Annotated in this window: 22 protein-coding genes; 8 read left to right on the forward strand and 14 right to left on the reverse strand. The window is 68.1% G+C overall.

Annotated elements, in window-relative coordinates; all coding sequences use genetic code 11:
• Window positions 1-11 precede the first annotated feature (11 nt).
• Both VGK20_16830 and VGK20_16835 read left to right on the forward strand, forming a co-directional pair.
• Window positions 12-551: a gamma-glutamylcyclotransferase gene (locus VGK20_16830; protein HEY2775708.1), complete on the forward strand. Its 540-nt coding sequence runs from the start codon at window positions 12-14 to the stop codon at window positions 549-551.
• A 32-nt stretch (window positions 552-583) separates the two neighbouring features.
• A complete protein-coding gene (locus VGK20_16835) occupies window positions 584-1336 on the forward strand; it encodes a glutathione S-transferase family protein (protein ID HEY2775709.1) in 753 nt (250 codons plus the stop codon).
• Between the two features lie 237 nt (window positions 1337-1573).
• Here the strand turns inward: VGK20_16835 and VGK20_16840 are convergent, their stop codons facing one another.
• A complete protein-coding gene (locus tag VGK20_16840) occupies window positions 1574-2653 on the reverse strand; it encodes a hypothetical protein (GenBank protein ID HEY2775710.1) in 1080 nt (359 codons plus the stop codon).
• Window positions 2654-2994: 341 nt separating this feature from the next.
• On the opposite strand from VGK20_16840, the gene VGK20_16845 reads away from it, so the two are divergent.
• Together VGK20_16845 and VGK20_16850 are read left to right on the forward strand one after the other, a co-directional pair.
• A complete protein-coding gene (locus tag VGK20_16845; protein HEY2775711.1) occupies window positions 2995-3402 on the forward strand; it encodes a hypothetical protein in 408 nt (135 codons plus the stop codon).
• A gap of 113 nt (window positions 3403-3515) precedes the next feature.
• Window positions 3516-4475, forward strand: a complete 960-nt coding sequence (locus tag VGK20_16850) for a hypothetical protein (protein ID HEY2775712.1) — start codon at window positions 3516-3518, stop codon at window positions 4473-4475.
• Between the two features lie 27 nt (window positions 4476-4502).
• Here the strand turns inward: VGK20_16850 and hisC are convergent, their stop codons facing one another.
• The 9 genes from hisC to VGK20_16895 form a co-directional block, all read right to left on the reverse strand.
• Window positions 4503-5564 carry a histidinol-phosphate transaminase gene (gene hisC, locus VGK20_16855; GenBank protein HEY2775713.1) on the reverse strand — a complete coding sequence of 354 codons (1062 nt, stop codon included), beginning with the start codon at window positions 5562-5564 and terminating at the stop codon, window positions 4503-4505.
• A 98-nt stretch (window positions 5565-5662) separates the two neighbouring features.
• Complete coding sequence (locus VGK20_16860) at window positions 5663-7102, reverse strand: M48 family metalloprotease (GenBank protein HEY2775714.1); 1440 nt, start codon at window positions 7100-7102, stop codon at window positions 5663-5665.
• On the reverse strand, window positions 7102-8070 hold the full coding sequence (gene hemB, locus VGK20_16865) for a porphobilinogen synthase (protein HEY2775715.1): 969 nt from the start codon (window positions 8068-8070) through the stop codon (window positions 7102-7104). The genes VGK20_16860 and hemB overlap by 1 nt, the downstream gene beginning before the upstream one ends.
• 9 nt (window positions 8071-8079) lie before the next feature.
• The gene (gene cobA / locus VGK20_16870; protein HEY2775716.1) at window positions 8080-9606 is read right to left on the reverse strand and encodes a uroporphyrinogen-III C-methyltransferase; all 1527 of its coding nucleotides are present in this window, start codon (window positions 9604-9606) and stop codon (window positions 8080-8082) included.
• Window positions 9603-10577: a hydroxymethylbilane synthase gene (gene hemC, locus VGK20_16875; GenBank protein ID HEY2775717.1), complete on the reverse strand. Its 975-nt coding sequence runs from the start codon at window positions 10575-10577 to the stop codon at window positions 9603-9605. Before hemC ends, cobA begins: the two co-directional genes overlap by 4 nt.
• Entirely contained in the window at window positions 10574-11851 is a 1278-nt protein-coding gene (gene hemA, locus VGK20_16880) for a glutamyl-tRNA reductase (GenBank protein ID HEY2775718.1), read from the reverse strand. Before hemA ends, hemC begins: the two co-directional genes overlap by 4 nt.
• Window positions 11848-12678: a cytochrome c biogenesis protein CcsA gene (gene ccsA, locus VGK20_16885; protein ID HEY2775719.1), complete on the reverse strand. Its 831-nt coding sequence runs from the start codon at window positions 12676-12678 to the stop codon at window positions 11848-11850. The genes hemA and ccsA overlap by 4 nt, the downstream gene beginning before the upstream one ends.
• The gene (locus tag VGK20_16890; GenBank protein ID HEY2775720.1) at window positions 12666-13379 is read right to left on the reverse strand and encodes an NAD(P)-dependent oxidoreductase; all 714 of its coding nucleotides are present in this window, start codon (window positions 13377-13379) and stop codon (window positions 12666-12668) included. The genes ccsA and VGK20_16890 overlap by 13 nt, the downstream gene beginning before the upstream one ends.
• Before the next feature lie 54 nt (window positions 13380-13433).
• A complete protein-coding gene (locus VGK20_16895) occupies window positions 13434-15716 on the reverse strand; it encodes a LysM peptidoglycan-binding domain-containing protein (protein ID HEY2775721.1) in 2283 nt (760 codons plus the stop codon).
• Between the two features lie 292 nt (window positions 15717-16008).
• On the opposite strand from VGK20_16895, the gene VGK20_16900 reads away from it, so the two are divergent.
• Window positions 16009-17466: an ABC transporter substrate-binding protein gene (locus VGK20_16900; GenBank protein HEY2775722.1), complete on the forward strand. Its 1458-nt coding sequence runs from the start codon at window positions 16009-16011 to the stop codon at window positions 17464-17466.
• 293 nt (window positions 17467-17759) lie between these two features.
• Window positions 17760-18560, forward strand: coding sequence for a hypothetical protein (locus VGK20_16905; protein ID HEY2775723.1), 801 nt, complete (start codon window positions 17760-17762; stop codon window positions 18558-18560).
• Window positions 18561-18583: 23 nt separating this feature from the next.
• Here the strand turns inward: VGK20_16905 and VGK20_16910 are convergent, their stop codons facing one another.
• Window positions 18584-19927, reverse strand: coding sequence for a YihY/virulence factor BrkB family protein (locus VGK20_16910; GenBank protein ID HEY2775724.1), 1344 nt, complete (start codon window positions 19925-19927; stop codon window positions 18584-18586).
• 80 nt (window positions 19928-20007) lie between these two features.
• Here VGK20_16910 and VGK20_16915 point away from each other — a divergent pair, with 80 nt between their 5' ends.
• Together VGK20_16915 and VGK20_16920 are read left to right on the forward strand one after the other, a co-directional pair.
• Window positions 20008-20937 (forward strand): ABC transporter permease, encoded by a 930-nt coding sequence (locus VGK20_16915; protein ID HEY2775725.1) that lies wholly within the window; start codon window positions 20008-20010, stop codon window positions 20935-20937.
• A 1-nt stretch (window position 20938) separates the two neighbouring features.
• Window positions 20939-21781 (forward strand): ABC transporter permease, encoded by an 843-nt coding sequence (locus tag VGK20_16920; GenBank protein HEY2775726.1) that lies wholly within the window; start codon window positions 20939-20941, stop codon window positions 21779-21781.
• A gap of 424 nt (window positions 21782-22205) precedes the next feature.
• Here VGK20_16920 and mutM read toward each other — a convergent pair whose 3' ends face one another.
• The 3 genes from mutM to tsaD are packed head-to-tail and all read right to left on the reverse strand — an operon-like array spanning window position 22206 to window position 24926.
• The gene (mutM, locus tag VGK20_16925) at window positions 22206-23021 is read right to left on the reverse strand and encodes a bifunctional DNA-formamidopyrimidine glycosylase/DNA-(apurinic or apyrimidinic site) lyase (GenBank protein HEY2775727.1); all 816 of its coding nucleotides are present in this window, start codon (window positions 23019-23021) and stop codon (window positions 22206-22208) included.
• Window positions 23014-23862 carry a 16S rRNA (adenine(1518)-N(6)/adenine(1519)-N(6))-dimethyltransferase RsmA gene (rsmA, locus tag VGK20_16930; GenBank protein HEY2775728.1) on the reverse strand — a complete coding sequence of 283 codons (849 nt, stop codon included), beginning with the start codon at window positions 23860-23862 and terminating at the stop codon, window positions 23014-23016. Before rsmA ends, mutM begins: the two co-directional genes overlap by 8 nt.
• An 11-nt stretch (window positions 23863-23873) precedes the next feature.
• A complete protein-coding gene (gene tsaD / locus VGK20_16935; GenBank protein ID HEY2775729.1) occupies window positions 23874-24926 on the reverse strand; it encodes a tRNA (adenosine(37)-N6)-threonylcarbamoyltransferase complex transferase subunit TsaD in 1053 nt (350 codons plus the stop codon).
• Between the last annotated feature and the right edge of the window lie 10 nt (window positions 24927-24936).

Here is a 24936-nt window from a genome sequence, read left to right on the forward strand (position 1 = left end):
CGTCGCGCATCGTGGCGACGACGCGGTACTTCGCGTACGGATCCAACATGGACTCCTCGACGCTGTGCGGGCGTCGCGGCATCCACTACCTCCGTGCAACTGCCGGCGTGGTGCGCGGCTGGCGTCTTGCTCTCGACAAACCGTCGCTCCTCGGCCTGCCCGAATCGATGGCGACCATCGTCGCCGACGAGGCGGCCGAAGTCTGGGGCGTGCTCTACGAAATTGCCGCGGCCGATCTCGAACATCTCGAGCTGACCGAGGGAGTGCTCCTCGGCCACTATCAAAACATCCAGGTGCTCGTCGATCCGCGTCCGTCGGGCAACGGCATCTCCTCGCCCCCCGTCGACGCGATGACGCTGGCCAGCGACCATCGCGATCCCTCTCTTCGCCCGTCCAGGCGATACATGGGGCTGCTGCTGGCAGGCGCACTCGAGCACGGCCTTCCATCGCAATGGGTCGAGCACCTGCGGTCGGTGGATGCGGTCGAGGAGTCACCGCAGTCGCTGGCCATGCGCGGCTTCATCGACAGCGTCCTGTCCCGCCAGCGCTGATTCGCACCGCTTTTCCTGCACCGGAGCAACTCATGAACGCGCCCGTACGCATCGTCGGAAGCTATCTTTCTCCTTACGTCCGCAAGGTGCTCGTGGTGCTCGGCTGCAAGGGCATCGCTTACGAGATCGATCCGATCGTACCGTTCTTCGGCGACGATCGATTCGCCGCGGCAAGCCCGCTGCGCCGCGTTCCCGTCTACATCGACGAGCGCGTCACGCTGTGCGACTCGTCGGTGATCTGCCAGTACCTCGAGGATGCCCACCCCACCCCGCCGCTGTATCCGGGCAACGTGGCAGAGCGGGCGCGGGCACGCTGGCTCGAGGAATTCGCCGACACGCGCATGGGCGACGTGTTCATCTGGCGCCTGTTCAACCAGGTGGCGATCGGTCCGGCAGTGTGGGGGCGACCCGTGGACAAGGAGCTGGTGCGAAAGACGATCGAAGAGGACATTCCGACGGTGCTCGACTACCTGGAGTCGCAGGCGCCGGCCGACGGGTACTTTTCGGGACTGGAGCCGTCCATTGCCGATATTTCCGTGGCCGCGTTTTTCCGCAATGCGGCGTTTGCGCGTTACGTGCCCGATGCCGGGCGCTGGCCGAGAGCCTGCGGCGTGGTTGCGCGGACTCTGGCGACGCACGCTTTCGCGGCGCTCGTGCCGTTCGAGGAGCTGTGCATCCGCACGCCGGTCGCGAAGCACCGCGAAGCGCTGGCGGCCATCGGTGCGCCGCTGACACGCGAGAGCTGGGGGACCGAAAAGCCGCGCGCCGGGCTGATGTCTATCTGACGGCCCGGCGCGGTTCCGGTTCTCCCGGGATGGCTCCGCAACCGTCGACGGCGGCGGATTCCTGCGCGAGCGTAATAAGGACAGCAATCACACAGAGACCTACCGACACCGGCCATGGAATTCATCTCGGTAACGCGGTCTGGTCTCAGTCTGCGAAGCAAATTCCCCAAGTCGTGCAGCCGTCCGGTGGACCGCCAACGCTTGTGCCGCATTCGGAGTTCAGGCGAAGATAACGTTTCAATCGCTGGTGTCTTTCCACTCCGTGCCCGTACTGTCGGCGGGGGGATCGCTGAACGCCGCGCTCCAGCAGGCCGTTGCGGATGAGTTGAGCAACTGAATCGTCGCTGGGCCGGGCGACTGTGTCAGGGGCAGGCCGGGGACTGTGAGCCCAGCGCCTTTGCCGGCGAGCTTCAGCGTCGACTTCCCGCTGACGCCGGCTTTGATCGACAGCTTGACGATGCCGTTGCTGCTGCCGAGCTTGTCGGAATATTGGTAGCCACTGCCGCTGAACTTCCAACAAGGCTTGCCGCTGCAGTCGCCACCGGCCGGAATGGCGTACTCGTCCAGCAGGTGATTGCCGCCGTCGTACAGACAAACCCTGTAGGCAGTGGCCGTCGTCGGATCGCCGAGGTCGGCAAACGATGTTGCGTCGCCCTTCTTCCACGACCAGCCGAGCGTGTTCTCGCTGCTCGTCGCAAGCGCCAGCGTGCTGCCCCCGGTCGGAGTCGCCTTGCAATCGTTGCGGGGGGACGCGGGGCAACTGCCACAAAACCGCGTGTGCTGGCACCCGGCCGCCGCGTCGCAAGAGTCGGTCGTGCACGGGTCGCCGTCGTCGCAGCTGAGCGGCGTATGGACACAGCCGGTGGACGGATTGCAGCTGTCATCTGAGCAGACATTGCGATCATCGCAGTTGATCGGCGTGCCGGTGCAGCCAGTGACCGTGTCGCAGTTCTGCGAGATGCACTGGTTACCGTGGGCGCAGTCGACCGGAGTGTCGGTGCAGGGCGGACTGCCGCCGGGACCGGTACATTTCGCGGTGGAACAGACACCCGCGCTATTGCAGATGTTCGTCGTCGCCGGGCACTGGCCGGTGATCTCGTTGCAGGAGCCTGGGAGGCACCGATCTCCGTGGCATTGGTCGGGGGTCGTATGCGTGCAGCCGTAGTCCGGATCGCACCCGTCGACGGTACACGGATCGCTGTCGGTACAATCGAGTGACGCACAATCGACGGCACGGGCAGAGGTAGAAACGGAGAGTGAGGCCAGCAGAAACAGCGTCGCTACGGACGCTGCCGTCCTTGCCCGGTGAACAGCCATAGATTCCTCCCGCGATCGGCAAGAGCGCGCGTCAACCCACTCTCGATCCCAAGACTGACAAATTCCAATAATCCGGAAGGGCATCGCCTGTCAATGATGTAGTCGCATTACACAAGGATTTCGCGCCGCCTCCGCCAGGAGAGCGGCGCGGCAAATCCGCGAAGCGGGAATCGGTCCTCAGGGGATTCGGCTCCCCAACTGGCCGCTCGCATCCCGCCGTTCGATTCACTTGCCGGCCCCATGGGAGATCGCGAGAGATCCTCGGGCATCCGCAGGCATCTGGGCCGAGCGCGCGGCGGGACGGTTGACGTTTGGCCCGGGCCCACTAAAAACCCGGGCACGTGTCCTCGCGGCGTCCCAGATCCATCGCTGTCCGCGCGCTCATCGCGGCGCTCGCGCTGTGGCTGCCGGCCGCTACCGGCCAGGGCGGCCGCGCCGTCGGTCTTGCGACCGCGACGCTCGCCGTCAGAGTTTCCGGCCACGCGCACCTGTCCTGCCACGGCGATTCGAAGGACTGCTGCTGCAAGAACCAGGTGACGCTGCGCTCCGGCCTTTGTGGCTGCCATGATGGCGCCACTGCCCCGGCGCTCACGGACGATGATCCGATGCTCGCGGCGGCGGTGTTCGCGCCTGAGCCGGCGGTCGCGGCTGCTCGCTGCGGCGATGCCGCGCCGGTTGTTTCCCTGTCGCCGGTCGTCGCTCCTCCCGATCGGCCTCCGCAAGCTCCTCCACCTTCCCCGTTCGCCTGATTTCGTGGAATTGCGCGGCTCCTGCACGCCTGTGCGGGAACGTCGCAGTGGAAGTCGCACGACGCACGCACTGCACCGCAGGCGCGTGTGTGCGTGCGCGGAGCTTTACTTTGATGTCGAATCCTCGTGGGCGCCGGCTTGCCGCCGCCGCCCTGCTCGCATTTGCGCTCGCGCCGTCGCGTGCCCGCGCCTGCGACCTCTGCTCGATTTACACCGGCTCGCTGATGCAGCAGGAAAAGACCGGCTTCGCGCTGGCCGTCGCCGAGCAGTACGGCGATTTTGCCAGCATCCGCCAGGACGGTCACAGCCGATCCAATCCTGCCAACGAGCGCATCGACAGCTCGATCACCCAGCTCGTCGTCGCCTACAGCTTCCTGTCGTGGCTCGGGATCCAGGCCGACGCTCCGCTCGTCTCGCGTGATTACCGCCGCATCGAGGACGGCACGCCGACCCACGGCAGTGTCGGCGGGCTCGGCGACATTTCGCTGCTTGCGCGCGTCTCTCCGTACAGCCACGCGTTCGGCGACACGCTGGTCCACATGGAGCTACTGGCCGGAATCAAGCTGCCGACAGGGGACACCCACCGCCTGTTCGAGGAGCTGTCCGAGCCGCCCGGCGGAAATCCGAGCACGGTGCACGGGCATGATCTCGCCCTGGGCACGGGGTCGGTGGACGGCCTGTTCGGCGCGAGCGCGCACGTGAGCTGGAAGCGGCTGTTCGGCGACGCCGCCCTGCAATATGCCGTGCGAAGCCGCGGAGACGCCGCGTACCAGTATGCAAACGACCTGACGTGGGAGGCGGCGCCGGGCCTGTACCTGCTGCTCGAGCACACGTACACGGCGGCGCTGCGCGTGGTCGCCAGCGGCGAGTACAAGAGCCGGGACCACCAGGGCGGCGAGCTTCAGGACGACACGGCGATCACGTCCGTCTACCTCGGTCCGGGCGTGCAGATGACGTGGAGCGATTCGCTGCACGTCGATCTCACCGTCGACGTCCCGGTTGTCGAAGACGTGACGGGAAGGCAGCTCGTGCCGAACTATCGGCTGAGGGGCGGCGTCGTGTGGCGGTTCTGAAAACGTCCGCCGCAGCTCGCCGATTTCCTACGCCGCGCCGGCCGGTTGCGCCAGCAGCCCGAGCATCCGATCCATCTGCTCGTCGGTGCCGATGCTGACACGCACGCCACGCTGCAACACCGGCGAGTCGAAGAAACGCACGAGAACTCCGCCTTCTCTCAGCAGATCGTAGACCGCGCGCCCGCCCCCACGACTCGCACAATCGACGAAAATGAAATTCGCCGACGAATCCTCGACGCCGAAGCCGAGCCGCCGAAGCGCCGCCGTCACGCGCGCGCGCGTCGCACGAATGCGCGCGACGTTGCTGTGCATCCACGCGATGTCCTCGAGCGCGGCAACGCCGGCCGCGACCGCCAGGCGAGAGACGTTGTAGGAATCCTTCACCTTGGCCAGCTCGGCGAGAAACTCTTCGTTGCCGAACAGCAGCCCGAGGCGCAGCCCTGCCAGGGAGAACGACTTCGAGAACGTTCGCGTGACGACGACGTTGGCATGCGCGGCGAGAAGCGGAATTGCCGTTGCGCCGCCGAAATCGATGTAGGTCTCATCGACGACGACGACTCCGCTCGCTTCGCGCGCGAAGGCCGCGATGGCGCCCGGCGAAACGCAGCGTCCGGTCGGAGAATTCGGCGTACAAAGGAACGTGATGCGGGCGCCGCTGCCCTTCAGCCCCGCCGGAATCGCCGCACTGCCGTCCGCCGCCACCTCGACCGGGATCGCCCCGACGAGCTCCGTCAGCGTGCGGTACAGCGAATAGGTCGGCACCGCGTACGCCACCTTGTCGCCGGGATCGGTGCACGCACGCAGCAGGATCGCGAGCAGCTCGTCCGAGCCGTTGCCGACCAGGATCTGCGACGGCCGGACCCCGTACACCTGCGCGGCCTTCTCGCGCAGCGGATCCGACATCGGCGACGGGTAAAGGTGCAGGCGATGCGCTTCGGCCTCGATCGTCTCGACGACCAGCGGCGAGCACGGGTACGGGTTCTCGTTGGTGTTGAGCTTGACCAGATGGCGGTCGGTCGGCTGCTCGCCGGGCGTGTACCCGGCAATCGCGCGAACGCGGGCGCTGGCGAGATCGGTTGCGCGTGACATCGTTCGAGTTCCCCCCACCAGCAGAAAAACCGGAAAAATCGCGACAGTTGCCGCTTACGCGCACCGGCCTCGGCGCGTCAGGGGTACCGGTCCCGCGTTCAGTGCGGCACGGAGCCGCCGACGGGCCCGCCTGCAGGGCCGCCCGGAGCGCCGGGCCCTCCGCCCTGCTCCGCATTGTCCTTGATGATGTGCTCCCCGAGCTTGTCCGTGCGCTTCTTGATGTCGTCGCGCAGCGGATCATCCTTCGCGAGCTTTTCCAGCGACTTCTTGTAGTACTCGATGGCCTGGCGCGACGCGCCCTGCGCTTCGCTGGTGCGGCCCATCCAGTACATGCCCTGGTCCTCGTGTCCGGATTTACCGAGAGAGCGGGCGTAGGCGAGCAGCACGTTGGCGCGGTAAGGCTCCAGCTCCACCGACTTCTTGAGCTTGATCGATGCGGCCGCGTAGTTGCCTTCCTGCGCATCGATCGATGCGAGATCGGCCAGCGTGTCCCAATCCTGCGGCGTTTTCTCGATGACCCGGTTCAGGCGCGTCCTGGCCTCGTCGAAGTGGCCGAGGTGGTATTCCGCGCGACCCAGTTCGCGGTCGACGTTGCGCCCGGAGGATTCGGCTTCCTTGAGATACTTCTCGGCGCTGTCGTATTCCTCACCGTGCGACATCAGGATGCCGATCAGCTCGAGGTACTCGGGGCGCTGCGCGGGCGTGGCCGCTTCCAGCTTGCGCTCGTACTCGGGCACGCACTGGTCTCGCGACTGCGAATAGGCGCGCGCGATGGCCTGGGCGCGTCGCAGCCGCCATGAAGCCGTGGCTTTGGAAGGATCCCATTCGTGGCGACCGAGGACGGCCTCGAGGTTGGTCAGTCGCTCGGTGCTCATCGGGTGCGTCAGCACGTACGGCGGAATCTTCGTCGGGTTGAGCGCCTCTTCGGCCCCGAGCTCGCGAAGCAGGCTCATCATCGCGGAGGGGTCGTAGCCGGCCTTGCGCGCGTACTCGATGCCGAGGTAGTCGGCCTCGCGCTCGAAATCGCGCTGGTAGCTGAGCTGCGCAGCCTGCCCCGCGGCGAGCGACCCGATCGCGAGCGCAGGATTGATGATGCCGAGCAGCAGCCCGAGCAGCGACGCATAATTGGCCGCGGCTCCTTTTTGCTGCTGGCGAACGAGGTGGTGGGCCGCCGCGTGCCCGATCTCGTGGCCGATGACGCCGGCCAGCGCATCTTCGCTGTCGACGCGGGAGATCAGCCCCGCGTTCGCGAAGAGCTTGCCGCCCGGCACCGAAAACGCGTTGATGTCGTCGTCCTGGACGACGAAGAACTCGTACTCGAACGGCTGCTGCCCGAGCGTCGCCACGAGCTTGCCGCCGAGCTCGCGCAGGAATCCAGCCAGCTCGTAATCGTGGATCAGCGGCATGTGCGCGATGGCCTCGCCGACGAACTCGTCCCCCATCTTCCGTTCTTCGGCGATCTGCGCGAAAGCCGGCGTCACGACGAACGACGGAAGCGCAACGAGTGCTGCCAGCAGGATCGCGAGCAGCCTCCGCATCAGAGTCTCGCTGCGACGTCCGCCGCGTAGTACGTGATGATGAGATCGGCGCCGGCGCGCCGGATCGACGTGAGCGTCTCGTCGACCACGCGGTTTTCGTCGATCCAGCCGGCGCGCGCCGCGGCCTTGATCATCGCGTACTCGCCGCTGACCTGGTAGGCGACGAGGGGACAGTCGAACGCCTCACGGGCACGGCGAAGGATGTCGAGATAAGGAAGAGCGGGCTTGACCATCACGAGGTCGGCGCCTTCGTCGAGATCGGCGGCGATCTCGCGCATCGCCTCGGCGCCGTTGCCCGGGTCCATCTGGTAGCCGCGACGGTCGCCGAACCGCGGAGCCGAGTCGGCCGCGTCGCGGAAGGGACCGTAGAAGCCCGAACAGTACTTGGCCGCGTACGACAGGATCGCAACGTCGGTGAGGCCCTCGTCGTCGAGGGCCATGCGGATGCGCCCCACCCTGCCGTCCATCATGTCCGACGGCGCGACGATGTCGGCGCCGGCGCGGGCGTGCGACAGCGCCTCGGCTGCCAGCAGCTCGAGCGTCTCGTCGTTGTCGACGGTGTCTCCCTCGAGCACCCCGCAGTGGCCGTGGTCGGTGTATTCGCACAGGCAGACGTCGGTGATCACGCACAGGCTCGGCACCGACTTCTTGATCGCGCGCACCAGTGTCTGCACCGGTCCGTCGTCGAGCGCGGAATCACAGCCGCGCGCGTCCTTCTTCTCGGGAAGGCCGAACAGCAGGACGGCCGGGATGCCGAGATCGGCCGCGCGAGCTGCGCTGGCGACGGCCTTGTCGACGGATTGCTGGAACACACCGGGCATCGAGCCGACTTCGCGCTCGACGCCGGATCCGGGAACGACGAACAGCGGAAGCACGAGGTCGTCGCGGGAAAGGCGCGTCTCGCGCACCATGCGACGGATCGTTTCGTTTCGCCGCAGGCGGCGAGGGCGGCTTTCCGGGAATGCCACCAAAGGATGCTAGGGTAGCCCCTGCCGATTTGCAAAAAATTCTTCGATCGCGGCGGCAAGAGCGTCGATGGTGTATTTCCCGGGCATCACGTCGACCGCGATACCGAGATCCTCGAGCGTGCGCGCAGTGACGGGACCGATCGCTGCGACTCGCCTTCCGTTCAACACTTGGCGAGCGCGGCCGCCGCACAGGGAATCGAAGCCGGTCACGGTGCTCGAGCTTGTGAACGTGGCCATGTCGAACTCGCCGAGCGCGGCAGGCGCGTCCGCCGGCGCTTCGGGAGTCGACGTTCGGTAGAGCGAGACGACATCGACGACAGCACCGCGCCTTTGAAGCACGTCCGGAAGCACTTCCCTGGCCGTCTCGGCGCGCGCGAGCACGATGCGCTGGCCGGAAACGTCTCCGAGGGCCTCGAGCAGCGCTTCGGCGACGTATTCGTCGGGCTGCACATCCACGTTGAGGCCCCTCGCCTCGATTGCCTCCCGCGTCGCCGGCCCGATGGCGGCCAGGCGAACTCCGGCCAGCTCGCGAAGGTCCCGCCTCTTTGCGAGGAACTGCCGGAAAAAAGACTCGACGCCGTTGACGCTGGTCAGCACCAGCCACCCGGCCGACGTCGCTTTGTCGAAATCACCGTCGGAGACGACCAGGTCGCGCATCTCGATCGTGGGAAATTCGATGATATCGGCGCCGCCGGCCTCCAGGCGCGAGGCGAGCGCCGCAGCCTGGTGCCTGGCCCTCGTCACGACGATGCGGCGTCCGAACAGAGGCAGCTTTTCGTACCACGAAAGTTCACTGGCCAGCGCCGCCACGTCGCCGACGACGAAGATGACCGGAGGCCGCACCAGCGCCTCCGCGTCCACCCCGATGCGGGCGAGCGTGCTCGTGACGGTCTTCTGGCGCGGCAAGGTCCCCCAGCGGATACCGGTGGCCGGCGTCTGCGGATCCATGCCCGCGTCGATGAGGCTGGTGGCGATCTCGCCGATCTTCGTCATCGCCATGAGGAAGACGAGCGTGCCGCCGGTTCGAGCCAGCGTGGCCCAGTCGATGTCATAGCCCGGGCGGGCCTCGCCCGAGCGGCCTGTGACAAAACTCACAATCGAAGAATGGTCGCGATGCGTCAGCGGAATGCCTGCATACGCCGGCACGGCCACGGCCGAGGTGACACCGGGGACCACCTCGAATCGCACGCCGGCACGGCGGCAGGCCTCGGCCTCCTCGCCCCCGCGACCGAAAATGAAAGGGTCCCCGCCTTTGAGGCGAACGACTTTCTTGCCGTCGCGCGCCCGCGCGACGAGCAGGCTCTCGATCTCCTGCTGGGAGACGCTGTCACGGCCGTGGCGCTTGCCGACGAGGATCTTCTCGGCACCGGGCGGCGCGTGCGCGAGCAGCCGGTCGCTGGCCAGCGCGTCGTAGAGAACGACGTCGGCGCGCGCGAGCACGTCGCGTCCCTTGAGCGTCAAAAGCCCGGGATCGCCGGGTCCCGCGCCGACCAGGTAAACAACGCCGGACGCGGCGCTGTCGTCGCCCTCCGTCACGACGCGACTCCCGCCGCGGCATCGGCGGCCGCAAGAATCGCCGCAGCGCCGCGGTCGAAGAACGACTGGCCGAGGGCCGTCCCGAGCGCATCGGCGACGACGAAATCGCTGGGGTCGCGGTCGAGCGCTGCGTCGGACTCGTCGCGCACGACGGAGGTCCCATCCGGCGAGATCAGCAGGCCGACGAGGCGCACCCGCCCTTCGGACACGTGCGAGAACGCCGCGAGAGGCAGATGGCAGCCACCGCCGAACACGCGTGCGAACGCGCGCTCGGCCGTCGCCGCCACCCGCGAGTCGTGGTGCTCCAGCGCCAGCAGCAGGTGGATCGTCGCGTCGTCGTCGGCGCGCGCGGTCACGGCAATCGTCCCCTGCCCCGGCGCCGGGACGAACTCGAAAGGATCGAGCACGACGCCGCGCACTCTGAAGCCGGGCCGCGTCGCGTCGATGCCGAGACGGCCGAGGCCCGCTGCCGCGAGAAACGTCGCGTCGCAGTCGCCGCTTTCGAGCTTGCGAATGCGCGTCTCGACGTTGCCGCGAAGAAGCCGGATCGATGCCGAAGGACAAACGGCGAGCACCTGCGCCTGGCGACGCAGGCTCGTCGTGCCGGCGACGGTCGTTGCCGGCAGCGAGGAGAGGTCGTGGCCGGCTGCGGTGACGAGCACGTCGCGCGGGTCGGCGCGCGCAAGCACCGTCGCGATCGTCGTGCCGTCGGCGAGGTCGGTCGGGACGTCTTTCATCGAATGCACGGCGCAGTCGATGCGGCCGTCCTGCAAGGCTTCGTCGAGCTCCTTGAGGAAAAGCCCCTTGCCTCCCGCCTCGCGAAGAGGCCGGTCGGTGATGCGGTCTCCGGTCGTCGTGATCTCGACGAGCTCGATCTCTGTGCCGGGCCGCAGCGCGACCAGCGCGTCCATCGTCTGCCGCGTCTGCGTAAGAGCCAGCGGGCTTCTGCGCGTGCCGACGCGCAGCTTCACGAATCGTCCCCGAGCCCGAACAGGCGGCGCACGGCCGCCAGCAGCCTCGATTCCTCGCCGGCGGATCCTTCGCCCTTGAGCACCTGGGTCGGATGGTGCAGCAGCTTGTTGACGATGGCGCGTGTCATGTGGTGGATGCGCTCGCGGTCCTCCTCGCTGACGCTCATGCGCGAGAGCGCCTTGTCGACTTCGCCGCGGCGGATGCTGTCGGCGTATTCGCGCAGCTCGACGATCGTCGGCACCACGTCGAGGCGCTCGAACCACTGCCAGAACTGGTCGACTTCGCTCTCGACGATGGCTTCGGCGCGCACCGCTTCGCGGCGCCTCTCGTCGACGTTGTCTTCGACCACGGCGGCAAGGTCGTCGATGTCGTAGAGGTAGGCCCCGTCGATGCCGGCGATCGACGATTCGAAGTTGCGCGGCACCGCAAGGTCGATGAAGAACATCGGTTTGCCGCGCCGCTCGCGCAGCGCCGCGCGCACGTCGTCGCCGCCGACGAGAACGCCTCCTCCCGAAGCACCGACGACGAGATCGGACAGCGGAAGATAACTGCGGAAGCGATCGAGCGGCACCGGCGTGGCCGAAAGCTCGCGCGCCAGGTCGACCGCCGATTCGAAGGTGCGGTTGACGACGATCACCTGGCCCACTCCTGCAGAGAGAAAGTGCCGTGCCGCGATCTCGCCGGTCTCGCCGGCACCGAGCAGCATCACCGTGCGCCCCGCCAGCGTCTCGAAAATGCCCGTCGCAAGATCGACCGCCGTCGAAGCGACCGATACCGACCTGGATGCGACGCCCGTCTCGGTGCGAACCCGCTTGGCCACCGAAAAACTCTTGTGGAAGACGCGAAACAGCACGGGGCCGGCTGCGTCGCAGGCCACCGACGAGTCGAACTGCTGTTTCATCTGGCCGAGGATCTGCGGCTCGCCCACGACCATCGAATCCAGGCTGGAGGCGACACGGAACACGTGGCGCACGGCATCGCGGCCCCTCAGCGTGAAGACGAGGTCCGAATCGTCGCGCCCAAGGCCGCCGGCCTTCTCCAGCACGCCGGCCAGGGCTCCCGCCCCGGCGCCTTCGGGATTGCAGCACGCGACCAGCTCGACACGGTTGCAGGTGCTGACGAGCACCGCCTCCTGCACGCCCTGCATCGTCGTGACGTCGCGCAGGAACGTCGCAGCGTCCGCGCCCGCCGCCGCCAGGCGTTCGCGCACCTCGACCGGCGCCGAATGATGGCTGACGCCGACGACGACCAGCTCGCGTCCGCTCGCGCTCACCCGGTCAGTCCCTGGTGATGTCCGCCGCCGATCTGCAGCAGGTTCACGAGCACGTACGAGGCGAGAAGAAACGTGAAGGCGGCAATCGTCCAGCCTGCCGCCTTGCGGCCGTGCAGCCCGCCGAGCAGCCGAAGTTGCAGCAGGCCGAGGTAGAGGAACCACGTCAGCACGACGAGAACTTCGCGCGGCTCCCACGACCAGAAGTGGCCGTTGGTCGACATCGAAAGGAAACCGCCGCTGACGATGCCGAGCGTGAGCAGCGGGAATCCCCACAGCAGGAACGCGAGGCTCAGGCGGTCCAGCGTCTGCACCGACGGCAGTCGGTGCACGATCGAGACGCCTCGTTTGGTGCGAAGAAGATGCTGCTGCAGCAGGAACGCCGCGCTCACCGCGAATGCCATCGCGAACACGGCATTGCCGAGAAGCGCGAGCGTGACGTGCACGGTCAGCCACGGCGTGCGAAGCGACGCGGGGACCGCGACGTCGTTGCCGCGCACGAGCACGTCGGCGATGGCTGCAAGAAACGCCAGCGGGCTGACGAAGACGCCGACGACGAGAAGGCTCGTGCGCGCCTGCACGCCGAGGTAGACGGCGGCGACCAGCCACGCGAAGAGCGAGAATCCGCCCGCGAACGTCGCCACCGGCAGCACGCCGGCGCGAGCGATCTCCATCCCGAGGTCGACCGTGTGCAGCGCGAACGCGGAGAACAGGATCAGAGTCGGCGTGCGGCTGCCGCCCGGTCCGCTGGCGCGCGAGAAGCTGCGCGCAAAAGCGATCGATGCTGCGAAGTAGCCGAGCGCGGCGCCGAGCAGCATCAACGTATGCATCGGCCCTCCGGATCGGCAGCGTCCGTGCGAGCGAGCACGGCGTCCAGAAGACTTCGCGCTTCGTCCTCGCGTCCCTCGCGAAGCAGCTCGAGCAGACCGCCACCGAGCGCGTCGTGCACCGCGGTGCGGCGCTGCACGCCGCCGCTCCCGTCCGGTGCCTGCTCGTCACGAAAGGCCGAAGCGAGCAGCTCGGCCGCGCGAGCGTACTCCTGGCCGATCACGCCCGCGGCCGCGTCACGGGCAGCAGCGGCAAGGGCCGGGCTCGACCCGCCGCTGGAGACCGCCAGGCAAAGGTCTCCGCGGCGAAGGATGGCTCCCACCTGGAAATCGGCGGGGCCGGGGAAAGGCGAATCCGTGACGGCTCCGGCATTCGGGCGACCTCCCGCACCGGCCACGCAGGCGAGCGCTCCAAAGCGCCGGGCCTCGGCAACGATCGCCAGGTTCGTCGGTGCGTCGGCGGTGCAGGCAAACACGAGGGTGCAACCTTGGCAGTCTTCGGGAACGAACGCGCGGACCGCTGTGCGGGCGCGGGCAGTGCCGGCCAGGCCGGCATGCGCCGCTGCGGCGGGATCGGGATCGACGACCAGCAGCTCGGCGCCGGCGTCGACGACGGCAACCGCGCGGGCGAGGCCTATCCTGCCGCCTCCGGCGACGAGCACGCGGCGTCCCCGCAGGTCGAGAAAGACGGGAAAGAACTGCACGGCGGCCCTGCCTCTATCATGCGGGGCTCCCGAAACCGAAGGGGGTTCGGCGGCTTAGAGCGGAACCTTCAGGGTCTTCCCGACCGGAACGTTGCTCGCGTTGTGCAGGTTGTTGATGCGCTTCAGCGTCTCGACCGAAGTGTTGTACTTCTGCGCAATCGACGACAGCGTCTGGCCCTTTTGCACACGGTGATTGCGGTAGGAGTTCTTCGGCGGCGCCTTGGCGATCACCTTGCGGCCGGAAGCCGAGGCCTTCGATGTGTCGTCCCTGGCAGGCCTGGACGCGACCGCGACAGCGCCGGCGGCCGGCACCTTGATCGTCTGGCCCGAACGCAGGCCGTCGCTGGCCATCTTCGGGTTGAGCCTCTTCAGCGTTTCCACCGACGTGTCGTTGGCGCGGGCCACCGACCACAGCGTCTCGCCCGGATGCACCTTGTAGGTGCGGCCGACCGTGGCCTGCGAGACGATGTCGCTGCCGCTGGCGCGCACCTTGATCGTCTGCCCGGCCTGCACCGAGGCGGCCTCGCTGATCCCGTTCATCTTTTTCAGCTCGTCGACGCTCGTGTGGTACATCGACGCGATCTGCGTCAGCGTCTGGCCGTGGCCGACCTTGTGCTCGGTCGTCAGCACGGGATTGTTGTCGTCTGCGGATCCCTGCTGCGACTGCTTCGCGACCACTGCCGGAGCTGCGGGATGCGAGGCGGCCGGCGCAGAAGAGTGCCGCGACGCTGCGGGAGCCGCAGTGTCCGGCGGGGGCGGCGCCTGGTTCGAGGCAACCTGCTCGTCCGCGTCCTGCTTCTGGTCCTGCTTCTGGATGACCGCGGCCGGCGCCGCGATGGCGGCCGTCCGCGCCGCGATGGTCGCGGCGGCGGCGGCCTTGCCCGCTTCCTGCGCGGCAATCAGCCCTGCCGTCGTCGTCATCGTCTTCGAGAACGGCGGATGCGCGATGTTCGCATCCGCGACGGCCTGCGTGACGCGGTCGGCGGGAACCCTGAGTGTCATGCCGACCTTGACGGTCTTCGCGTTGCGCAGGTTGTTCAAGTACAGCAGCGTCGTCTCGGTGGTGCCGTAGCGGCGCGCGATCATGCCGAGGCTCTCTCCCTTGACGACGTGGTGGGTGCGCTGGACCGGCGCGATATCGCGCTCGCCGTTTCCGCTACCGACGCGGGCAAGAAGTGCCGGGCCGCTGCGGTCGCTGTGGTCGATGTGCCCGAAGGCGACCTCGAACTCGTTCCTGCCCCCGGCAGGCAGGTTCAGGCGGTAGCCGCGCGGCACCTTGCTGCTGCCACGGACGCAGCCGTCCGACAGCGCCGGGTTGAGATCGGCCAGGCGGTCCACGTTGGTGCCGGCCGCGCGGGCCAGGTCGCGGATCGACGCGCTGGCGCCGAGGGCGGTGGAGTCGGGATTATAGGCCTGGGCAGTGATCGGACCGCACAGCTCCTCGGTGTGATGCAGTGCATCCACTGCAGCCAGGAACTCCGCGTAATAATTACGGGAAGCGAATCCGAAGGCCTTGCCCTTGTACTGCCGCGAGATGATCCCGAAGTGGGTAGTCCCCATGTCCTTGACGGCGCGTGCGACGCCGCCGGGACCGTGGTTGTACGACGTGATCGCCAGCGGCCAGGAGCCCAGCTCGTCGTACGTCTTGCGCAGCATCCGGGCGGCGGCTTCGGTCGAGCGCTCGGGGTCGCGCCGGTCGTCGTAGCTCGAGTTGATGTCGAGGAAGAGGCGCCCGGTGGACGGCATGAACTGCCAGATTCCGGACGCACCGGCCGAGCTGCGGGCCCCGATCTTGTAGCCGGATTCGACGAGCGGCAGGGCCAGCAGCTCCTCGGGGATGTCGTAGCTGGCCAGGATGCGCGCCATCATCGGGCGGTAGGCTTCGGCGCGGGTGGCCGCGTCGCAGAATTTGTCGGCAAGGCCGCGCTGGGAACGCACCTGCTCGGCCAGCGTCGTCGCGTAAGAGGGCTCCTGCCCGATCTTCGCGATGGTCTTCAGGATGCGGCGCTCTTCCTCGGTGCGTGCGTTGCCGCCGGCGATCTCCTGCAGCATCGCCGAGATTCGTTCGCCCTCGGCCTTGCGGCGCGCTGCAATCGCATCATCCTGCTGGCTTTCCGGCAGGCGCGCGACGATGTCGTCGATCGAGAGGACCGAATATACCAGTTCCAGGTGATCGACGTCGTGGAAGGCGATCTGCTTGCTGGTCCACTTGGTGAAGACGTCGCTCCAGAATGCGACGTTGGGTTCCAGCTCCTGGTAGCGTGGGAAATGCGTGTTGCCTGGCGCCGGCATCGCCAGCGCGCAGGCCGGGAAAGCCGCGGCCGCAGCTACAGCCATCGACACGGCGAATCGGGTCGCCCCCACCCCTGCAAATCTCCTCATCTTCCTCACCCTGCACCTCCAGGCCCGCGTGAAACTCAAAGGTAGCAAACAGGGGCCGTCGCCGCCATCGGCTACCCGCGGTTTTCCTGCCTTTGGCGGTGCGTACAGCGCTGCCGGCAATGCATGCTGCGCTGCTTGCCGCGTGCCCGGGACGGCGCGTGCCGACGCCGGCAGGCCCGGACCCCGCGCGGGAACGCTGGTTTTCGCCCTTTTTGCCCTCGCGGCGTGTGGACGCGGCGCGGCACCGGTGCCCGGGCGGCTGCGGATCGCGATCGAAGCCGCGCCCAATTCGCTCGATCCTCGCTATGCCTCCGATGCCAACGCGAGCCGCATCGCGTCGCTCGTGCACTGCGCGCTCGTGCGTACCGACGCACGCGGCGGCTGGGCACCGCAGCTGGCTTCGTCGTGGAGCCGTCCGGACGAGACGACCTGGCTCTTCACGCTGCGCGACGATGCGCGCTTCCACGATGGTGCACCGGTGACCGCCGATGATGTCGTCGCGACGTACCGCTCGGTGCTCGATCCTTCTTCGCTGTCGCCGAAGCGAGGCGCGCTCGCATCGCTGGACACGGTCGAGGCCGTCGCGCCGCGCGAAGTTCGCTTTCGCCTGCACGAGGCCGACGCCTCGTTTCTCGATGCCGCTGCGATCGGCGTCATCTCCGCGCAGGCCGCTGCGCGTCACGTCGACGCCGGCGCGGCCGCGCCCGATGGCTGCGGCCCTTACCGCGTCGCGAGCGAGGACGATCATTCGGTGATCCTCGAAGCGGCGGCGACGTCGCTGCAGCCGCCTGCATCGCTGTCGTCGATCGAGTTTCGCGTCGTGCCCGACACCGTGATGCGTACGCTCGAGCTTGCCGGCGGCGAGGTCGATTTCAGCGAGAATACGCTCGAGCCCGATGAGGTTCGCCACCTCCAGCGCGATGCAACCACACTTGCCGTTTCGGTCACCGACTACGACGCGTTCCAGTATCTCGGCATCAACCACCGTCATCCGGCGCTGGCCGACGTGCGCGTGCGCCGCGCGATCGCGCTGGCGATCGACCGCGACTCGATCGTCGCGAACCTTCTCGACGGCCAGGCCGCCCCGGCCACGGGAATGATTCCGCCGCATCGCGAAGATTACGAAGGCCGTGTCCGCCACTACCGCTACGACCCTGCACGGGCGCGGCGCCTTCTCGATCGCGCCGGTTTGGTCGATCCCGACGGAGACGGGCCGCTGCCTCGCCTTCGCCTGCGCTATGCGACCAGCACCGTCGAGCTGAGGCGACGCATCGCCGAGGTCATCGCCGCCGAGCTTGGCGACGTCGGCATCGAAGTCACGATCGAAAGCCACGAGTGGGGCACGTTTTTCGACGACATCTCCCGCGGAAATTTCGACCTCTACTCGCTGGCATGGGTCGGGATCCGCGATCCGGACCTCTACCGCCTCGCGCTCCATTCGGCGATGCTGCCGCCGGCCGGCAGCAACCGGGGGTTTTTCCGCAACGCGCGCATCGACGCGCTGACGGAGCGGGGGCGCAGCGAGAACGACCCGGCAACGCGGCGGCGCATCTACGCGCGCGTGCAGCGCACGGCCGCGCGCACCCTGCCGGTCATCCCGCTGTGGTGGCCGAAGAACGTCGTCGTGATGACGACGAGGCTGCACGGGTTCGTGCCCGACCCGACCGGAGAGCTCATCGGGCTGGCGCGTGCGCGGCTGGACTGAGCACGTCGTGCCCCGGCCGGCTGCCGCGTTGCGTCGGAGGGGAACGGGAAGTGCCGGGATCCGGCCGGGCACCCGGTAGAGGTCGCGTCAGGTAGCGCTGCTCGAGCTTGCCGCAACGACAGGTTGGCGCCGATCGGCGACGTTTGAAGTGCACGTGCATTCGGGCGTCTGATCTTCCTGTCTCCGCGCGGCTGGTTGCCTCCGGCGACCCCCCAGCGCCGGCCAGAAGAGATGCAGCAAGAGAGATGCACTAAGAGAGATGCACTAAGGAAAGATGCGGTATGATGCACCCCATGCGCGGTCCGAACGCAGTCGTCCTTGCGGCAATCCTCGCGGTCGCCGCGCTCGCCGGTTGCGGGGTCGCTGCTCCCGTTTCGTTCGAGCAGCCGATCGCAGCGCCGTTCATGACGTACCGGATCGGCGACGTGATGACAGCCGCCACGGGCTCACCGATGGTGCGCTGGACCGGCAACGTCGCATCGCTGCCGGCCTTCCAGATGATCCACCCCGTCCATGTGCAGGGCACGGACCGGCAGCCGCCGGGCGAAGGAAGCTACTGGCTCGCCCTCTACGGCTATCACGGGGACTGCGCAGGCGGCCGCTACGTCCTCGTCAACCCCGTGTTCTATGAGCAGCAGATCGGCATCGTCATTGACGAGCAGGGCAGCATCCCGTGCGCGGGCGCAGTACTGCAGGTATCCGGCGCCTACACCGGTCGGGTTTTCCAGGTACCGGATGCAGCAGGACAGCAGGTGTTCCGGCCTTCCGAGCCGGTGGTCATCGGGGGCGGCTACGGCGCGCGTCCGACGACGTGGGAGCTCGTCTACGGCGGGCGCTCGGGCGACACGATCAACGTCCAGTATCTCGAGTACGTGCCCGCTCCGTTCGGCGCTCCTCCGAGCCTGGTCCAGTCGCAGCCGCTGGTCTACGACATCAAGCAGAGCCGACACTTGGTGCATGGTGGCGTCGAGATCGAGATCCTCGATGCGAGCAATGCAAAGGTCACGTTCCGCGTGCTGCGCGACGAAGCATCGGGCGCCGCTTCCATGGAGCACGGAGCGCCACCGGCGCACGGATCCATGTCTGCACGGTAGTGCGTCGCCCCTTGCTACATTTTTTACAGCGCGCGGCCGCCTCGCTCGTGGTGATCGACGAGGTCGGCCAGGGACGTGGCGCCGAGCGCCTCGTGGCGGGAGTCGGCGACCCTGGCGAGCGCCGACAGTACTTCGGTCTTCAGGTGGGCACCGTTGACGGCAGTTCCATCGTGCGAATCCTCGCAGCGTGCGGCGGCGATCACGCGGTCGACCGCGATGCTGCCCGGCGACAGCGAAAGAAAGCACTGGCGCTGGTCTTCTCCTCCGGTGTGCACGAGTCCCGCTTCGTCCAGCATGCCGAACACTTCGGCAACGTTGCGGATCGGCATCGCGACCTGCTCGGCCAGGCCGGCCAGCGTCGGCGCGACGCGCTTTTCGAACGCGGCACCTGCCAGCTCGACAGCAAGCGCCAGCGCGAGTCCTTCGCGCGGGACACCGCATGCGAGATCGTTGCTGTATCGCCTTCCGACGACGCGCAGGTTCTGGTCGGCTGCGACGGTCTCTGCGCCCGCTAGAACGAGCACCCAACTCGTCCACATCCAGAAGACGAGGATCGGGATCTGCGCCAGCGCTCCGTAGATCGCGTTGTAGCCGCCGAGCCCGATCTGGAAATCGACGTAGAAGGTCTGCGCGACCTGCCACGTGAGGCCGGCAAGCACACCTCCGAGCACCGCCGAGCGCCACCCGACTCTCGAAACCGGAAGCAGAAGATAAAAGCCGATGAACGCGCCGCAGACCAGCACCGACCACGCCAGTGCGAAGGCGAGGCGGATCGGTGTCTCGAGGTCACCGAAACCGCCGAGCCAGGTAAGGACGGCCGAGCTGCGCACGGCGGCCTCGGAGCTGGCGACGACGGCCACGAGCACCGGCCCGAGGAACAGCATGATCATCGCATCGGCTGCTTTGCGGATGCCGCTTCGGCCGTGCGTGTTTCCCCACACGGCATCGAAGGCCGACTCGATCTGCGACAGCAGCGAAATGGCGCTGCCGACCGCGAACAGGGCGCCGACGAGCCCGAGCCCCGCAATGCTGATATTGTCGACGAGGGAGACGATGGTACTCACGGCCTCGGGCGAAAGGATGGTCGCGCGCTGCAGCAGCAACCCCTCGAGGCGCTGCCCCGTCCAGCCGAGCCCGCGCACGTACGCGAAGGATGCGGCCAAGGCCGGCACCAGCGCGAGCATCGTCGCAAGCGTCAGCGCGGAGGCGCGAAGCGAGCAGGAGTCGGAGTGGTAGCCTTCGCCCGCCATCCACAGCACGCGCAGCAGATGGACGGCGAGGCGGCGCCACGCAGGCGCGTCGGCGGGCAGATCGGTCCAGACCGCCGCAGCAACCGCATCGGCGCGCTTTTGCAGGAACGAGGGCACCAGAGTTCGTTTAAGCCGTCCGCCGCGCGGATTCGCAACCGCCGAGCGCACGAAACCGGCCCTGCCGGCAGGCCCCGCAGATGCGGCGCCTGATCCTCGGCCGCCTCGCGATCGTGGTCCCGACCCTGCTGGCCGCCGCGAGCCTGGTATTTGCACTTCTTCACCTGGTCCCGGGTGACCCGGTCGAGATGATGATCGGAGAGAACGCCCAGCCGGCAGCACGCAGCGAGCTTCGAAGCCGGCTCGGCCTCGATCTTCCCATTCCCGAGCAGTACGCGACGTGGATCACGAATGCCGCACGGGGGAACCTCGGGACCTCGATCCGCAGCGGGCGGCCCGTGGCGGCGATCGTCTGCGACAGGGTCGGCGCCACCGTCGCACTCGCGCTGGCGGCCTGCGCTGTCGCGATCATCGCCGGTGTCGCGCTCGGCTCGCTGGCCGCGACGATGTACGGAAGCAGGGTCGATCGTGCGGCGCTGCTCGCGAGCACGGCGCTGTGGGTGACGCCGTCGTTCTGGCTCGGGCCGATGCTGGTGCTCGTGCTGTCAGTCGCGCTTGGCCTGCTGCCCGTCGCCGGCAGCGGAGATGCCGCCCACCTCGTGCTGCCGGCGCTGACGCTCGGCGCCGCAATGAGCGGCGTGCTGGCGCGCATGACCCGAGCGTCGCTTCTCGAAGCGTTCTCCGACGACTTCGTTCGCACGGCGCGTGCGAAGGGTGCCTCGCCGCTTCGCGTACTGCTCGTACACGCGCTTCCCAACGCAGCCACTCCGCTCGTGTCGGTGATCGGCCTCCAGTTCGGCGCGGTGCTGGCGGGCTCCGTCGTCACCGAGACGATTTTTGCGTGGCCCGGGCTCGGGCGCCTCGTTGTCGAAGCGATCCAGGCGCGCGACTATCCCGTCGTCCAGGGCGCCGTGCTCGCGATCGCGACGGCGACGGTGCTGGTCAACCTCGCAACCGACATCGTCCACATCGTCGTCGACCCGCGCTCGCGCGACGCGGAGCAAGAATGAAATGATCGCAGCGGGTCGCGCGGCTTCGTGGCGGCGCGTGCGGCGCCTGTGCGTGGTGCTCGCCGCAGCAGCCGCCATCGCGATCATCGCCGGATGGGCGATGCCTCAGGCCGGCCGGCGCATCGTGCTGGCCGAGGGGCTGGCGCCGCCATCGCTGTCTCATCCTCTCGGGCAGGACAGGCTCGGGCGCGACGTGCTCGGTCGTTGTCTCGGCGGCGCCCGGGTGTCGCTGCTGGTGGCGACGGCGGCCGTCGCCGTTTCCGTTACGGTCGGCACGGCGGTGGGCGCCGCCGCAGGTTTGTCGGGCGGTACGGTCGATCTCGTGCTGATGCGGGCCGTCGACGTGCTTCTCGCGTTTCCGGGCCTGCTCGTGGCGATTGCGCTCGCCGCTGCGCTCGGGCCGGGGACGGCGAACGTCGTCGTCGCGCTGAGCGTGCTCGGATGGACGGGGTACGCGCGCCTGGTGCGCGCGGAAGTGCGACGCGTTCGACGGCGCGATCACGTCGAGGCGGCCGTCGCCCTTGGTGCCTCTCCGCTTCGCGTCGCGCTGCGCCACGTGTTGCCGCTCGTCGCGGCGCCGGTCCTCGTGCAGGCGACGTTCACCGCCGCCGCCGCTGTCGTCGCCGAAGCGAGCCTGTCGTTCCTCGGCATCGGCATCCAGCCGCCGTCGCCGTCATGGGGCTCGATGCTCGCCGAAGCCCGCAGCTTTCTCGTCGAGGCGCCGTGGCTCGTGATCGGGCCGGGCGTGGCGCTGACGTCGCTCGCGCTCGCCCTTCAGCTTCTCGGCGATGCGCTGCGCGACGCGCTCGACGTAAAGACGACGCTGCGCACTCTGCCGGGCTGAGACTCCCGGCGGTGGGAATGGGTGGCCCCTATGCCGCAATCGGCTAGAGGTCGGGCGCCAGATATCCGTAGGCGTCAACGAATTGGATCTGGCCAGCGCCCAGCCCTAGCGCGTAGCAGAGCGACTTTCCGGACTTGATGGCCACTCCTCCTTGGGGAAGATCGAACGTGAGGAGCCCCCATCCATAGACGCCCGTAGTCCCTTCCGCGACGCCGAAAACGATGGGCAAGGCGCCGACGCCTCCGATCTCCAGTAACGCCGACCCCGACACGCCGGAAGCTTGAGCGTTGGCGTTGAATTACGCCACCACCTTCGTCACGACGAATACGTGCTTGAAAGGAATCGAAAAGGGAACGGCACTGCCATCGCTCGTGATTCAAGGTATGTCAACAAAGGAGAACTGGGATTCGACGTTGCCGGACGGTCAGGACTGGCACCGCGGGCAATAAAAGCTCGACCGTTGCCCTACGACGATCGCCTTGATCGCCGCCCCGCAGCGCGTGCAGGGCTGGCCCTTGCGGTCGTAGACGCAGTGGCGAAACTGGTAACCGCCGCGCCGGCCGATGCCGTCGAGGAAATCGGAGATGGTCGAGCCGCGATGCTCGATCGCGTCGGTGATCACTTCGCGCGTCGCTTCGACGATCCGCGTGCAATCGGCATCGGTCGTGCGTGTCATGCTCCGCCGCGGCCTGATGCCGGCGCGGAACAGGATTTCGTTGACGTAGATGTTGCCAAGTCCCGCCACCACGCGCTGGTCCATCAGCACGTCCTTGATCGTGCGCACCGTCGAGCGGCGGCGCGCCGAGAGATAGCCGGCATCGAAGGCCGCTTCGTCGAGCGGCTCGGGCCCCATCTCCGCAACGAGAGTGGAAAGGACCGGATCGTCGACGATGCAGAGGCCGAAGCGCCGCGGGTCGTGGAACACCAGCGTGCCGCCTTCGCGGAAACGCGCGAGCACGTGGTCGTGCAGGCCCGGCTGCGTCGCATTCTCGTCGAAGCGCAGGCGGCCGCTCATTCCCATGTGAAAGAACCACGCGCGGCCGTCGTCGAGCCCGAGCAGCAGGTACTTTCCGCGCCGCGACGTCGAGACGATTCGCCGTCCCGTCACCGCGCTTCGCAGCGCCTCGTCGAGCGGCAGTCGAAGGCGCGGCGTGCGCAGCTCGAGGTGTTCGACGCGGCGCCCGACGACGACGCCGTCCAGCGACCGGCGGATCGTCTCGACTTCGGGAAGCTCAGGCATGACGCACCGGGCGGATGCGATCCGGATCGGCAGGCTGCGCCGGCGGCTCCGCATCGCGCCGCCGCACAACGGCGCGCACGAGCGCGGCGAACTGCTCGAGGCCGAGCTGCTCGGGCCGCGAGTCGCCGGCAATTTCGGCGCGCGCCATCACATCCTCCGCGGCACCCGCGCCGAATCGCGCATCGACGGCCGCGCCGAGGTTGTTGCGCAGCATCTTTCTCCGGTGCGCGAATGCCGAGCGCACGACGAACTCGAGCTCGGCCTCGTCGCCGAGGTCGAAGCGCGGACGGGCCAGCGGCCGTATGCGCACCATCTGCGATTCGACCGCGGGGCGCGGCCGGAACGAACGCGGCGCCAGCACCATCCCGCGCTCGACTTCGGCGAGCATCTGCACGAGCACGCTCAGCCCGCCGTAGGTCTTGTTGCCGGCAGCGGCGCCGAGCCTTGCGACGACCTCCTTCTGCAGCATGACGACCAGCTCGCGCACCAGATGGCGCCGCTCGAGCAGCGACGCGACGATCGCGGTGCCGGTCTCGTACGGAAGATTGGCGACGACGGTGAAGCCCGGCGCGGCAATCGTGCTCCAGTCGACGCGCAGCGCATCGGCGTGGACGACGGTGACGGCGGGATCGCCCCGGTATTTCTGTTCGAGCTCCGCGGCAAGACGCGGGTCGATCTCGATCATCGCAAGGGAGCGCGAGCGCTCGCGCAGCAGCTCGGTCAGCGCGCCGCGGCCGGGACCGATCTCGACGACGTCCCGTCCGTCGATGGCGGCCCATTCAACGATGCGACGAGCCGCGTCGTGGTCGACGAGGAAGCATTGGCCCCAGCGAGCACCCAAAGGCCCAACCTCTAGACGGGAATCGCAGCTGCGACGCCGGCTGCGGCGCCACCTGGTTCATGGCCGGTGCGCGGCGGCGGCGAGGCGCGCCTTCCGAGCGGCAGGCGCGAGCGCACGTCGAGATCGGTGCAGGAAAGCCCCGCCTCGAGGCGTCGCACGGCCGCGTAGCCGATCATCGCGGCGTTGTCGGTGCACAGGCTCATCGGCGGAAACACGGCGCCGGGCGCAGCCTGCTGCATGCGTGCGCGAAGGCGGCTGTTGGCCGAGACGCCGCCGGCCACCGCGATGCGGTCGGTCGCGGCCAGCTCCATTGCCATCGTCGCGCGCCGCACGAGAACATCGACGATGGCTTCCTGGAACGACGCGCAGATGTCTTCGACGGACGCGCGCGGCGAGGCGGACGACAGATAGTCCCACAGCGCGGTTTTCAGGCCCGAGAACGACAGCGCAAGCGGATCGCCCTTGACGCGCCCGCGCGGAAACGCGACGGCGCGCGGATTTCCCTGCGTCGCCAGATCGTCGATGAGCTTGCCGCCGGGATAGCCGAGGCCGAGCATCTTGGCGCCCTTGTCGAACGCTTCTCCGGCCGAATCGTCGCGCGTGGAGGCGATCTCTTCGTAATCCCCGACGGCGCGAACGACGTAAATCGAGCTGTGTCCTCCGGAAACCACCATCGACAGGAACGGGAATTCGATCTCGCGGTGCACCAGCGGCGACAGCGCGTGTCCTTCGAGATGATGGACGCCGTGCAGCGGTAGGCCGGTTTTCAGCGCGAGGCCGCGCGCGGCCGAGACGCCGACGAGCAGGGAGCCGACGAGGCCAGGCCCGCGCGTGACCGCGAGTGCGTCGAGAGAATCGAGCGAGGTACCCGATTTTTCGAGAGCCGACGCGACGACGCGCGAGATCGTCTCCAGGTGCCGGCGCGCGGCCAGCTCGGGTACGACGCCGCCGTACGGCGCGTGCACGGCGTCCTGAGACGCTGTGACGTTCGACAGGATCTCGCGGCCGGCAAGGACGGCGGCCGAGGTGTCGTCGCACGAGGTTTCAATCGCGAGGATGTTCATTGCTGGCCGG

Source organism: Candidatus Binatia bacterium (assembly GCA_036493895.1).
Classification (GTDB): domain Bacteria; phylum Desulfobacterota; class Binatia; order UBA1149; family CAITLU01; genus DATNBU01.